This window comes from Pseudomonas sp. 1928-m, assembly GCF_029269135.1.
Lineage (GTDB): Bacteria > Pseudomonadota > Gammaproteobacteria > Pseudomonadales > Pseudomonadaceae > Aquipseudomonas.
On the sequence record NZ_JARIXO010000002.1, the window covers coordinates 157,149 to 169,957 of the forward strand.

The 12,809-nt window shown below is 62.9% G+C and carries 12 protein-coding genes; 7 read left to right on the forward strand and 5 right to left on the reverse strand.

Annotation, left to right across the window (positions count from 1 at the left end; genetic code table 11):
• Window positions 1-61: 61 nt before the first annotated feature.
• From P3C18_RS10240 to P3C18_RS10260, 5 genes are all read left to right on the forward strand, one after another.
• The gene (locus tag P3C18_RS10240; RefSeq protein ID WP_275961754.1) at window positions 62-913 is read left to right on the forward strand and encodes a putative selenate ABC transporter substrate-binding protein; all 852 of its coding nucleotides are present in this window, start codon (window positions 62-64) and stop codon (window positions 911-913) included.
• Entirely contained in the window at window positions 910-1,707 is a 798-nt protein-coding gene (locus P3C18_RS10245) for an ATP-binding cassette domain-containing protein (protein WP_275961755.1), read from the forward strand. The genes P3C18_RS10240 and P3C18_RS10245 overlap by 4 nt, the downstream gene beginning before the upstream one ends.
• The gene (locus tag P3C18_RS10250; RefSeq protein WP_275961756.1) at window positions 1,701-2,528 is read left to right on the forward strand and encodes an ABC transporter permease subunit; all 828 of its coding nucleotides are present in this window, start codon (window positions 1,701-1,703) and stop codon (window positions 2,526-2,528) included. Before P3C18_RS10245 ends, P3C18_RS10250 begins: the two co-directional genes overlap by 7 nt.
• Window positions 2,525-3,292, forward strand: a complete 768-nt coding sequence (gene phnE, locus P3C18_RS10255) for a phosphonate ABC transporter, permease protein PhnE (protein WP_275961757.1) — start codon at window positions 2,525-2,527, stop codon at window positions 3,290-3,292. The genes P3C18_RS10250 and phnE overlap by 4 nt, the downstream gene beginning before the upstream one ends.
• 128 nt (window positions 3,293-3,420) lie before the next feature.
• Entirely contained in the window at window positions 3,421-4,008 is a 588-nt protein-coding gene (locus P3C18_RS10260; RefSeq protein ID WP_275962044.1) for a DUF4157 domain-containing protein, read from the forward strand.
• Between the two features lie 337 nt (window positions 4,009-4,345).
• Here the strand turns inward: P3C18_RS10260 and putA are convergent, their stop codons facing one another.
• The gene (gene putA / locus P3C18_RS10265) at window positions 4,346-8,287 is read right to left on the reverse strand and encodes a trifunctional transcriptional regulator/proline dehydrogenase/L-glutamate gamma-semialdehyde dehydrogenase (protein WP_275961758.1); all 3,942 of its coding nucleotides are present in this window, start codon (window positions 8,285-8,287) and stop codon (window positions 4,346-4,348) included.
• A gap of 13 nt (window positions 8,288-8,300) precedes the next feature.
• Here putA and P3C18_RS10270 point away from each other — a divergent pair, with 13 nt between their 5' ends.
• Together P3C18_RS10270 and P3C18_RS10275 are read left to right on the forward strand one after the other, a co-directional pair.
• Complete coding sequence (locus tag P3C18_RS10270; protein WP_275961759.1) at window positions 8,301-8,705, forward strand: hypothetical protein; 405 nt, start codon at window positions 8,301-8,303, stop codon at window positions 8,703-8,705.
• 136 nt (window positions 8,706-8,841) lie between these two features.
• Entirely contained in the window at window positions 8,842-9,129 is a 288-nt protein-coding gene (locus tag P3C18_RS10275; RefSeq protein WP_275961760.1) for a hypothetical protein, read from the forward strand.
• 46 nt (window positions 9,130-9,175) lie between these two features.
• On the opposite strand, the gene P3C18_RS10280 is transcribed toward P3C18_RS10275, so the two are convergent.
• The 4 genes from P3C18_RS10280 to P3C18_RS10295 are packed head-to-tail and all read right to left on the reverse strand — an operon-like array spanning window position 9,176 to window position 12,794.
• A complete protein-coding gene (locus tag P3C18_RS10280) occupies window positions 9,176-10,417 on the reverse strand; it encodes an EAL domain-containing response regulator (protein ID WP_275961761.1) in 1,242 nt (413 codons plus the stop codon).
• 3 nt (window positions 10,418-10,420) lie between these two features.
• The gene (locus P3C18_RS10285) at window positions 10,421-11,473 is read right to left on the reverse strand and encodes a chemotaxis response regulator protein-glutamate methylesterase (protein ID WP_275961762.1); all 1,053 of its coding nucleotides are present in this window, start codon (window positions 11,471-11,473) and stop codon (window positions 10,421-10,423) included.
• Window positions 11,473-11,976, reverse strand: a complete 504-nt coding sequence (locus P3C18_RS10290; protein ID WP_275961763.1) for a chemotaxis protein CheD — start codon at window positions 11,974-11,976, stop codon at window positions 11,473-11,475. The genes P3C18_RS10285 and P3C18_RS10290 overlap by 1 nt, the downstream gene beginning before the upstream one ends.
• Window positions 11,973-12,794, reverse strand: a complete 822-nt coding sequence (locus tag P3C18_RS10295) for a protein-glutamate O-methyltransferase CheR (protein WP_275961764.1) — start codon at window positions 12,792-12,794, stop codon at window positions 11,973-11,975. The genes P3C18_RS10290 and P3C18_RS10295 overlap by 4 nt, the downstream gene beginning before the upstream one ends.
• Window positions 12,795-12,809 lie beyond the last annotated feature (15 nt).

The following is a 12,809-nucleotide window of genomic DNA, read 5'->3' on the forward strand; positions in this document are numbered from 1 at the left end:
GGTCCGCACAGCTGTTGGACTGCCATTTCGAATTTTTCCGCTATTGAACCGGAGAATCTTCATGCTCAAACGTACCCTGGCGCTCGCCGCCGGCTTTGCCCTGTCCTTATCTGCCAGCCTGACTCAAGCCGCCGAGGTGCTGCGCGTTAGCGCCATTCCGGACGAGGCTCCGACCGAACTGCTGCGCAAATTCAAACCGCTGGGTGCCTACCTGGAACAGCAACTGGGCATGAAGGTCGAGTTCACCCCGGTCGCTGACTACCCGGCCGTGGTCGAGGCTCTGGCCACCGATCGCCTGGACCTGGCGTGGCTAGGCGGTTTCACCTTCGTTCAGGTGCGCCTGAAAACCGGCAACGCCATTCCGCTGGTACAGCGCGAGCAGGATGCGCAGTTCACCAGCAAGTTCATCACCGCTAACCCGGACGTGACTTCCCTGGCCGACCTCAAGGGCAAGACCTTTGCCTTCGGCTCGGTGTCGTCCACCTCCGGCAGCCTGATGCCACGCTATTTTATGCTGCAGGACGGCATCAAACCGGAAAGCCACTTCAGCCGCGTCGGCTACTCCGGTGCACATGATGCGACTGCTGCCTGGGTGCAAGCCGGCAAGGTCGATGGCGGCGTGCTCAACGCCAGCGTGTGGGACAAGCTGGTTGCCAGCGGCAAGGTCGATAGCAACAAGGTCAAAGTGTTCGCCACCACCCCGACTTACTACGACTACAACTGGACCGTGCGCGGCACCCTCGATCCGGCCCTGGCCGAGAAGATCAAAGCCGCCTTCCTCGCCCTCGACCCGTCCAACCCAGAGCACAAGGCGATCCTCGACCTGCAGGCCGCTAGCCGCTTTATCGAAACCTCGCCTGAAAACTACAAGGGCATCGAGGACGCTGCGCGCGCCGCTGACCTGCTGAAATGACCCTGCGCCTCTGCGGCGCCAGCCTCAGCCACGGCAACGGAGTCCACGCCCTGCGCGGTGTGGACTTGCATATCGCCACCGGCGAGCGCGTCGCCATCATCGGTCCTTCCGGGGCCGGCAAGTCGAGCCTGCTCAACCTGCTGGCCACTGCCCTGCAACCGAGTGGCGGCGAGATTCAGGTGCTCGGTGAGCAGCCCTGGCAACTGTCCAGCAGCCAGCGCCAACGCCTGCGTGCACGTATTGGCTTGGTGCATCAGGCGCCGCCACTACCGGCGCGCCAGCGGGTGGTTACCGCCGTGCTGGCCGGCAAGCTCGGTCAGTGGAGTTTGGGCAAGAGCCTGCTGAATCTGCTGCACCCGCTGGATATACCTGGCGCTCGCCGTGAGCTGGCCAAGCTGGACCTGGCCGACAAGCTGTTCGCCCAGTGTCAGCAGCTTTCCGGTGGTCAGCTGCAGCGCGTCGGCATCGCCCGCGTGCTGTACCAGGCGCCGGAACTGCTGCTGGCCGATGAGCCGGTGTCAGCCATGGACCCGGTGCTGGCCGCACACACGCTGAACGTGTTGTGCCGACATGCCGAACAGCATGGCGTCACCCTAGTCGCCAGCCTGCATGCGGTGGAACTGGCCCTGGCACATTTCCCGCGGATTATTGGCCTGCGCGATGGGCAGATTCTCTTCGACCGTCCTGCTGGCGAAGTCGACCAGGCGCAGCTCGACGCGCTGTATGCCAATGAGCAACTGCTCTCACAGCCCGCGCCTAGCGTGACCCTGAGCCTGCAGATCCCGCGATGCTAAACCGCGACAACCGCGACCCGGCCGCTCTGCCACGCCTGCTACTCACCCTGCTGGCGCTGGCGCTGCTGTGGCCGGGTATACAGCTCAGCGAGCTGGACCTGGGCGTGCTGCTGCAAGCCGACAGCCAGAGCGAAATGGGCCGTTTCGTCGGTGCCTTCTGGCCGCCGACCCATGACGCGGACTTCTTGCAGTTACTGCTCGACGCCACCCTGCAAACCCTGGCCATCGCCACCGCCGGCATGGCCCTGGCGCTGCTATTGGCGATTCCAGCCAGTCTGCTGGCCAGCCGCGCGCTATCGCTATCGGCCGCATCCCGTGGCGGTCGACCCAAACCGCTGGCGCAGTTGCTGCGCTGGCCGGTGCGCGGCCTGCTGATCTTCCTGCGCAGCGTGCCGGAAATTGTCTGGGCGCTGCTGTTCGTCCGCGCGGTCGGCCTCGGCCCCACCGCCGGGGTGCTGGCCATCGCCATCACTTACAGCGGCATGCTCGGCAAGGTCTATGCGGAAATCTTCGAGTCGGTCGACCAGCGCCCGGCCCACGCCCTGCTGCAGTCTGGCACCGGTCGGCTGGCGGCGTTCGTCTACGGCATCCTGCCGAATGCCGCAGCGGAGCTGACTTCCTACACGGTGTACCGCTGGGAATGCGCAATCCGCGCCTCGGTGGTGATGGGTTTCGTCGGCGCCGGCGGCCTGGGCCAGCAGATCGACCTGTCGATGCGTATGTTCGCCGGCGGTGAAGTGGCCAGCATGCTGCTGACCTTTCTGTTGCTGGTGTTGCTGGCCGACCAGCTCAGCCGCGTGCTGCGCGGGAGGCTGGCATGAACCGGCTGATCAATCTGTTACTGCTGTGCGGCATCGGCGCAGCGGTGATCGCTTCGTTCGTTTACCTGGGTATCGATCTGGGCGCACTGACCAGTGGTGACAGCCTGGGGCAGATGGCAGGCTATGTGCGGCGCTTTCTCAGCCCGGACCTGAGCGCCGAGCACCTGTCGGCCATCAGCCATGGCGCCCTGGAAACCCTGGCCATGTCGGCCATCGGAACCTTGCTCGCCGCGGTATTCGGCCTGTTGCTGGCCTTGCCCGCCGCAGGGCGCTTTGGCTGGCCGCTGCAGAGCGCCGCACGTTTGCTGCTGAATGCCCTGCGGGCGATTCCCGAACTGGTGTGGGCTGCACTGATGGTACTGGCCGCCGGCCTTGGCCCGAACGCCGGCACCCTGGCCCTGGCCCTGCATACCGCAGGGGTGCTCGGCCGGCTGTTTGCCGAGGCGCTGGAAAACACCCCAACCGCGCCGGCCGAGGCGATTCGCCTACAGGGCGGTAGCCAGGTCGCGGCATTCTGCTACGGCACCCTGCCCAACCTGTGGCCACAGCTGTTGGCCTACTGCCTGTACCGCTGGGAAAACAATATCCGCATGGCCAGCGTGCTTGGTTTCGTCGGTGCCGGCGGCCTAGGACAGATGCTTTATGTCAGCCTTAGCCTGTTTCAGGAGGCCCAGGCCAGTACGGTGATCATCGCCATGTTGCTGCTGGTGTTCGGCGTCGATGCGTTAAGCAGCTGGACTCGGCAGCGCTGGGTGCGGGTGTAGCCTCCAGCGCAGCGCTGCAACCAACCGCAGCGGCCACTGTCCGACTGCCACTCCACACTGGCGCATACTGCGTCGGCCGTTCTTATTTGAGGGAGGCGTCCTTGCCTGCTGCGTTCTTACGTCACCCGCTGCGCTGGGTCGCCCTGCTGATTGGCGGGCTCAGCCTCGCCGCCTCGGTTATCGCCTGCCCCAGCGGGCAGCAGCAGGTCTGTGCCGGGGTGTGCTTCTGTGCACCGATCAGCCAGGCCGACATCGACGTGCTGTATGAAGACGTCAGCCAGATAGCCGCCTCAGGTCTTGAGCAAGGGTTGTTACAGGCGCGTCAGCAGGCGGCAGCCGACGGAACCGAATCTGTGCCTCTGCATATCCGCGCCCAACTGGAGGCCTATTTCGATATAGCGGTGCTCGACTCAGCGCGCTTTAGGGTCGACGACGGCGCGGCACTCAACGCCAGCAATGCCCTGCTGCAAAACCCCGACGTGCAAGCGGTGACGCTGATCGACATCATCGTCTTCCGCAATGCCGCAGACGCGCAGGACAATGTCGCGCTCTGGGCCCACGAACTGCTGCATGTGCAGCAATACCAGCAATGGGGCGTGCGCGAATTCGCCCGGCGCTACACCCGCGACCACGACGCCATCGAAGCACCTGCATACACGCTACAGATTGCGGTCGAGCGCGCACTGCGCGATCAGCTGGCAGGCAAAACCAAATAGCGCTATCGATACGCTTGAGCACCTTGCGGCTACACACAGTCGAGTGAATGCAGGGACACATAACAACGCAGGATTAGATCTGAACAGTCGGCAGGCGGGCGATGCGCAACGGAGCGGGTAGCTCCGTTGCCGCGCCCGCCGGGTAGGCGGACGCAGTGCATCGAAATGCCAGAGGGGAAGAAACGCATCGTACCGGGTGGATAACCCTCCGTTGCCGGATGTACGACGGGCGCTGCAGTGCAGCATCAGACACCTGGGCAAGGTGCCTGGGGGTGGAGCCGGTGTTGCCAACTGCCCAAGCGGCGAGCCGCTTGGGACAGGATGCTCGTAGAACCTGTTAACCGATGGTCATCAGGCTGGCGTTGCCGCCAGCCGCTGCGGTGTTGATGCTCAGGGCGTGTTCAATCAGCAGACGCTCCAGCGGGATATCCGTCTCGCCTTTGTGCAAACCATGCACACCGATGATTGCGCCAGGGCGCTGAGCCGCCAATTGGCAGACTTCGCGCAGCTGATCGGAGTCACCGTGATGCAGGATGGCGTCGAACGCGCTGTCACTTTCGCGCCACTGGCTGAGCACTGTGATGCGTTGCTGCACAGCCTTGGGCAGTGCGGCAAACAGCTCGCGGGTCAGCTCGCTTTCCTGCCACAGCACCTGGCAACCCACAGCCAAAGCCGCTGCCAACTGCACCAGCAGGTCACTGCGTTCATCCGCCAGGCACAGCACGTGCTCACGCGGCAGCAGGCTGTAGCTGTTGCGCTCACCGGTTGGGCCGTTGAGCATCTGCACGGTACCGCTCTGCGCCAGCTCGACATACTGTGCGCTCAGGGCACTCAGGCTCTGCTCATGCTTGGTCGCCCAATCCTGCAGCGCCTGAATCACCTTGGCCTGCTCCGCCGGACGCTGGATTTTGCCATTTTCCTGCTGCAGCTGCTTGGCCACCGCGTCCTGCGGACGGGTCGCCAGCAGGCGGTACATATACAGCGGGCCACCGGCTTTCGGGCCGGTGCCGGACAGGCCTTCGCCGCCGAACGGCTGCACGCCGACCACTGCGCCGACCATATTGCGGTTCACATACAGGTTGCCGACCTTAGCGGTGTTGACTACCTGGGCGATGGTTTCGTCGATACGCGTGTGCACACCGAGGGTCAGGCCATAGCCGCTGTCGTTGATCTGCTGCAGCAATTTGCCCAGATCAGCACGCTGGTAGCGCACCACGTGCAGCACCGGGCCGAAAATCTCGCGCTGCATCTCGTCGAAGCTGTCCAGCTCGATCAGCGTCGGCAGCACAAAGGTGCCGCGCTTGATGTCATCACCCACGGCGCGGGCAGTCTGGAATACCTTGCGACCTTTCTCGCGCATCTTCTCGATGTGCTGGTCGATATTGTCCTTGGCTTCAGCGTCGATCACCGGGCCGATATCAGTGCTCAGGCGCTCCGGGTTGCCCAGGCTGTATTCGGCCATGGCGCCCTTGAGCATGTTGATCACTCGATCCGCCACGTCTTCCTGCACACACAGCACGCGCAGTGCCGAGCAACGCTGGCCGGCGCTGTCGAAGGCCGAGGCCACCACATCGACCACCACCTGTTCAGTGAGCGCCGAGGAGTCGACGATCATGCTGTTGAGGCCGCCAGTTTCGGCGATCAGCGGAATGGTGCGGCCCTGGGCATCCAGGCGACCGGCGAGGTTGCGCTGAATGATCCCGGCTACTTCGGTGGAGCCAGTAAACATCACGCCACGCACCCGCTCGTTGCCGATCAGGCCGGCACCGACGGTTTCGCCACGGCCCGGCAGCAGCTGCACGGCGCCGCTCGGCACACCGGCGTCGAGCAGAATGCGCACGGCCTGCGCGGCGATCAGCGGAGTTTGTTCGGCCGGCTTGGCCAGGACGGTGTTACCGGCAGCCAGGGCGGCGGCAACCTGACCGCTGAAAATCGCCAGCGGGAAGTTCCACGGGCTGATGCACACCACCGGGCCCAGCGGGCGGTGGCTGTCGTTGCTGAAGTGATTACGTGCCTGCGCCGCGTAGTAGCGCAGGAAATCCACCGCCTCGCGCACTTCGGCGATGGCGTTGGCGAAGGTTTTGCCGGATTCACGCACCAGCAAGCCCATCAGCTGCTGCATTTCCGCTTCCATCTGGTCGGCGGCGCGGTCCAGTACGGCGGCGCGCTCGGCCGGCAGGGTCGACTGCCAAATCTGCCCGCTGGATACCGCGCAAAGCACGGCGTTGCGCACATCCTGCTCGCTGGCCTCATGCACATGACCGACGATGTCACGGTGGTCCGCCGGGTTGCGCACCGGCTGTGCGTCGCTCAGCTCAGGCGCTTCGCAACCGAGCAGCGGCATGGCTTTGTAGGCGGTGTTGGTGCTGCTCAGCAGCGCCGAGGACAGCGAACCCAGGCGGTGTTCGTTGGCCAGGTCGATGCCTTCGGAGTTCAAGCGGGCGTCGCCATACAGCGCACGCGGCAGAGCAATGCGCGGGTGTGGCAGGCCAAGGCCGCCTTCCTGCGTGGCCATCTGCTCGACCTGCAGCACCGGATCGAGCACCAGTTCCTTGATCGAGATACTGGTATCGGCAATGCGGTTGACGAACGAGGTGTTCGCGCCGTTTTCCAGCAGACGACGCACCAGATAAGCCAGCAGGGTTTCATGGCTGCCCACCGGGGCGTAGATACGGCACGGACGGTTCAGCTTGCCATCGGCAACCTTGCCCACCACCTGTTCGTACAGCGGCTCACCCATGCCGTGCAGACACTGGAATTCGTACTGACCGGGGTAGTAATTCTGCCCGGCCAGCTGGTAGATGGCCGACAGCGAGTGAGCGTTGTGAGTGGCGAACTGCGGGTAGATGGCTTCCGGCACGGCCAGCAGCTTGCGGGCGCAGGCGATGTAGGAAATATCGGTGTACGGCTTGCGGGTGTACACCGGGTAGCCTTCCAGGCCTTCAACCTGGGCGCGCTTGATCTCGCTGTCCCAGTACGCACCTTTTACCAGACGGATCATCAGGCGATGGCGGCTGCGCTTGGCCAGGTCGATGACGTAGTCGATCACGTACGGGCAGCGCTTCTGGTAAGCCTGGATGACGAAGCCGATGCCGTTCCAGCCGGTCAGGGCCGGGTCGAAGCACAGACGCTCCAGCAGATCGAGAGAGATTTCCAGGCGGTCGGCTTCTTCGGCGTCGATGTTCAGGCCGATGTCGTAGTGCTTGGCCAGCTTGGTCAGGCCCAGCAGGATCGGGTACAGCTCGTCCATCACGCGCTCGTACTGCGCGCGACTGTAGCGCGGGTGCAGTGCCGAGAGCTTGATCGAGATGCCCGGACCTTCGTAGATACCACGGCCGTGAGAGGCCTTGCCGATGGCATGGATGGCCTGCTCGTAGGACGCCAGGTAGCGCTTGGCGTCTTCATCGGTCAGCGCGGCTTCGCCGAGCATGTCGTAGGAATAACGGAAGCCTTTGCTTTCCATATTGGTGGCATTGGCCAGGGCTTCGGCGATGGTTTCGCCGGTCACAAACTGCTCGCCCATCAAACGCATGGACATGTCCACGCCCTTGCGGATCAGCGGCTCGCCGCCTTTGCCGATAATGCGGTTGAGCGAAGTTACCAGGCCGGCTTCGTTGTGCGTGGCCACCAGCTTGCCGGTGATCAACAGGCCCCAGGAGGCTGCGTTGACGAACATCGAGGGGCTGTTACCGAGGTGCTGGCTCCAATTGCCGTTGCTGATCTTGTCGCGGATCAGCGCATCACGGGTGGCCTTGTCCGGAATACGCAGCAGCGCTTCGGCCAGGCACATTAGCGCCACACCTTCCTGCGAAGACAGCGAGAATTCCTGCAGCAAGCCCTGCACCAGGCCCTGGCGGCCACCGGCGTTCTTCTGGTTGCGCAGCTTCTCGGCAATGCCCATGGCCAGCTTGTTGCTCGCCTCGGCCATGTCCTTGGGCAGACGCGCCTGCTCCAGCAGCATTGGTACCGCTTCGGTTTCCGGACGGCGATAAGCGCCGGTAATGGCGGCACGCAGCACTGACTGCGGCAGGATGCTTTCGGCGAAATCGAGGAACACCTGCAGGCCCTGCTCGGTCAAGCTGTCGACCGACTCTTCACCGGCTACTGCCGCCAAGCCGGAATGCTCGGCCGGGGTCAGACCACCCTCGATCTGCTCGAGATAATTGAAAATCGCCTGTTTGATCAGCCAGTGCGGCGTGCGGTCAATCGACTGCGCAGCCTGCTTGAGGCGATCACGGGTTGCATCATCGAGCTTTACGCCAAGGGTAGTGGTAGCCATTGGTTTGTCCTGTATGAGCTGGAGCACGGCAAATAATCGCCGGGAGCAGTTTTGGACGTCGCCCCGCGACGGCCCCGAGGGGTGGCCGCCATGGGTGGCGGGTCACAAAAAATCTGGCGAGAGATTAAACCTCAGAAGGCGCAAGGTGCAACTAGGTGCAACCAAACAAAATCAAGGTTTTCCAAAGCACTCGACAGCCCTATATCGCGAAGTTTTCTGGCGCAAACCCAGTGCTGGCAAGGCTCTAGCGAAAATCGCCTGGCGCACAAGAAAAACGCCCGTTTTAAAAAGTCGCACAGCTTCCGACGACAGGTACAACCCAAACGCCAACGAGGTTGCACTACGACTTTTATTCACGCCTGATCTGAGCAAAGCACAACAGGGCAATATCCGCGCAGTGGCCGACGGAGTGCGCTGACGAGCAGCGCAACCGGCCAACGAAAACTAAACAGGGAGCACGCACAAGCCCGGCGGTAGAACTCAGGCGATGGAGCGGATAGCCGGGCGACACAATGTCGCGCTAAGCTCAGGACGGGATTCACAAGGAGATGACCATGACTGCCAAGGAAGCGCAATTGACCGAGTTGCTCAGCCTGTCCACGCGCACCCTCACCCACCTGACTGCCGCCATCACTGCCATGTCATTCGAACTGCTCAACACCCAGGACAGCGCGGTGAACGCCACTGCGTGCAAGATGATTGAGCGCATGCTGGCGATCAACAACGAACTGGATCAGCAATGGCAATTGCTCGGCCAGCTGGCCGGCACGCAGCCAGAGCCCGGCAATGCACTGGAACAGGTGGTGCTACAGAGCCTGGAAACAACCGAAGACGAGCGCTGATTCACGCCCGTTTAGATATCAGCAAGCAGGCAACTAACCGCCTGGGTTAAGAGGTTGCCATCACCAGGCCACGCAAGCGCGCTTCATTGCTGCGCCACCAGGCCAGCAGCGCGTCACCCGGCATCGGCTTGGCGACAAAGTAGCCCTGCACTTCACCACAACCCAGATCACGCAGCAGCTGCCAGTCCTGCAGGGTCTCCACACCCTCGGCGACCACGCCCAGACCAAGCTTGCTGGCGATATCCAGGGCGCTTTCCAGCAGGATGCGCAAATGCAGACTCTCACTGGCACCATTGACGAAGGCGCGGTCAACCTTCAGCTCGGTGCAGGGCACGCGGGACAGCTGCAACATGCAGGAAAACCCGGTGCCGTAGTCATCCACCGACAGGCCAAAGCCTTTCAGGCGCAGGCGCGCCAGGGTGCCGAGGGTAATACTGAGGTCGGTCATGATCGCGCTTTCGGTGATTTCCAGAATCACGTACTGCGGCTCGATACCACTGGCCGCCACCCGCGCGATGATCTCGTCGGCTAGCTTGGAATCCGCCAGCGAGCGCGCCGACACGTTGAAGGAAAAACTCAGCGGCAGGCCGGCGTCATGCCACTGCCGGCAGTATGCCAGGGACATGTCGAGCATCTGCAGGGTCATGTCCGAGATGTAATGGCTGCGCTCGATCATGTCGACGAACAGCCCCGGCGCCAGCAGGCCATGCACGGGATGCTGCCAACGCACCAATGCCTCCACGCCTTTCAGGCGGCCATTGGCCAGGTTGACCTTGGGTTGGAAGTAGGCAACGAACTCATGCTCACGCAGCGCGCGCTGCACATCCGCTTCAGTCAGCTGCGGCCACAGCGCGCGCGGCGCAGCAAATTGCTCGGCCTGCACCGCCTGCACCGCGAATCGGCTCAGGCTGGCGGCCAGTTGCTCATGGCTGATGGGTTTTTGCAGCACGCCGAGCAGGTGCAAGCCCAGGCTACGGCCCATGCTCTCGACCACATTGAGCAGCACGCTCTCACGCGCACTGGCCACCACCACCGAGTGATTGAGTTCCAGGCGCGCCATCTCGTGCAGCACCTGAACACCGTCCATGCCAGGCATTTCCAGATCCAGCACGATCACCTGGATCTGTGGGTTGGTTTTCATCTGGGCTATCGCGTCGAAGCCATCCACGGCCTGCAGGATGTCCTCGATACCCATTTCACTGCACAGCTCAGCGGTAAACTGGCGTTGCAATTCGCTGTCATCAATCACCAGCACATGCTGGGGAAATCTGTTGACTGCTTCTTCCACCGGCTACCTCCAGCTCATCAGTACGTTCGGGATGTCATCCAGCGCGACCACCTGATCGACACCTCCCAATTTGATTGCTTCTTTCGGCATGCCGAACACCACGCAACTGGCTTCATCCTGGGCGTAGGTTCTGGCCCCCGCCTCGTGCAGCTCCTTCAGGCCACGGGCGCCATCGTCGCCCATGCCGGTCATGATCACGGCCAGCACATTACGCCCGGCCTGCACAGCGGCCGAGCGGAACAACACATCAACAGAAGGACGGTGACGACTGACCAGCGGACCATCCTTGACCTCAACCTGATACTGACCACCACTGCGTTTGACCAACATATGCTTGCCGCCCGGCGCAATCAGCGCCAGGCCCGGCAGTAGCCGGTCGCCGTTCTGCGCCTCACGCACCTCGATGGCACACAGCGAATCCAGGCGTTCGGCAAAGCTGCGGGTGAACTTCTCCGGCATGTGCTGAACGATGGCAATCGCTGGCGCGCTACGCGGCAACTGGCTCAGCACCTGCTCCAGCGCCTGAGTGCCGCCGGTCGAGGTGCCCAACACGACAATCCGCTCACTGGTGCGCTGATTGTGCAGCCCGGCACTCGGCGCACTGACGACCGCATCAACACTGGCTTTCTCCAGTGTAGGCACTGCTGCGCCACGCACCCGAGCTTTTGCCGCCGTGCGGATGGCGGCGAGCATTTCCTGGGCGCTGCCCTGGAGAAAATCACGCAGGCCCATGGTCGGCTTGGTGATCACCTCCACCGCGCCGGCCGACAGCGCCTGCAGGGTAATGTCCGCGCCCTTCTCGGTCAGGGTCGAACAGATCACCACCGGGGTTGGCCGGGTGGCCATGATCTGGCGCAGGAAGGTGATGCCATCCATGCGCGGCATTTCCACATCGAGCAGGATCACGTCCGGCCACACGGTTTTCATCTTCTGCAGGGCCAGCAGCGGGTCCATCGCTGCGCCAACCACTTCGATGTCTTTGTGCGGCGCCAGCAGCTGCTGCATGACCTCACGCATCACCGCCGAGTCATCGACAATCATCACCTTGATAGCCATTACTGCAGCGCCTCAAGCGGTTCAATACTCAACGCCGCGCCACGGCGCACCCAGACTTCACCGCTGGCCAGTTCGAAGCGCAGAAAACGGCAACCCTCACCGCCCAGATCACGCCCGGCCACCTGCACACCCAGCTCATCCATCAGCGTCTCGACAAAGGCAATGTTCTGCGCGCCGATATCGGTGCGCAGGTTGGAGCCAGGCTTGCTCAGGCTGCGCGCACCGCCGAAGAGTTTGACCTGGGCCTGCTCCAGGCGCAGCGCATGTACGCGCATCTGCTGCTTCAGCCAAACCCAGGCATCTACCCCGTAGCGCCCGTCCAGATCCCGCGCGTGCTCGCTGACGCGGCGCAGGCCGGGCAACTGGAAATGACACATTCCGCCCTTGGCGGCCTCGGGGAACCACAGCACGATGGAAACGCAGGGCCCCAGCAGGGTTTCCACGCGCACATCACCACCGCCGAAATACAGCTCGCCGGGTTTGAGAAAGCAGCTGCGGCTCATACCGCCACCTTGCGGTAGATCGACGAGGCGACCATTTCAATCGGCAAGCCGGTGTCATGCAACGCCTCGGAGTGGCCGACCATCAACCAGCCGCCGGGCTTGAGGCGTTGCACCACGTTGTGCAGCACCCGCTGCTTGGTGTCCTGATCGAAATAGATCAGCACGTTGCGCAGCATGATCAGCTCGAATAGCCCCAGCTCAGGCGCCGGCAGGTTGAGATTGCCCTGACGAAACTCGACCCGCTCACGCAGCCCGCGTTCAACCAGAAAGTAACCCTTGTACTGATCCTTGCCTTTGAGGCAGTAGCGTTTGAGGTAATGCGCGGGAATCTTGCTACCGCGCTCCATCAGGTACAGGCCACGCTCGGCGCTCTGCACCACCTGGCGGCTGATATCGGTGCCAAGCACGCTCCAGCCCAGGTGCGGACGCGCCTCGTGCAGCAGCATCGCCAGGGTATAAGCCTCCTCACCGGTGGAGCTGGCTGCACTCCAGGCGCGGAAATCCGCCTGACCGGCACAGGCCGGCAGAATCTTCTGCTGGAGGAAATCGAAGTGCTTGGGCTCGCGAAAGAAATAGGTTTCGTGGGTGGTGATCAGATCAATCGCGATCTCCAGCTCGGCCGTGCCCTGCGCCGAAATCAGGTACTGGTAATAGCGCTGATAGCTGCTCAGCCCCAGCGCCGTCAGGCGTTTGGACAGGCGTCCGCAGATCAGCGGCTTCTTTACCGGTGGCAGCTGAATTCCGACCCGCTCATAGAACAGCGCCTGCAGCTGACGAAACTCCGGCTCGCTCAGCGCAACCTGTGTGCCTGCATTCATTGCCCACCCGCCATC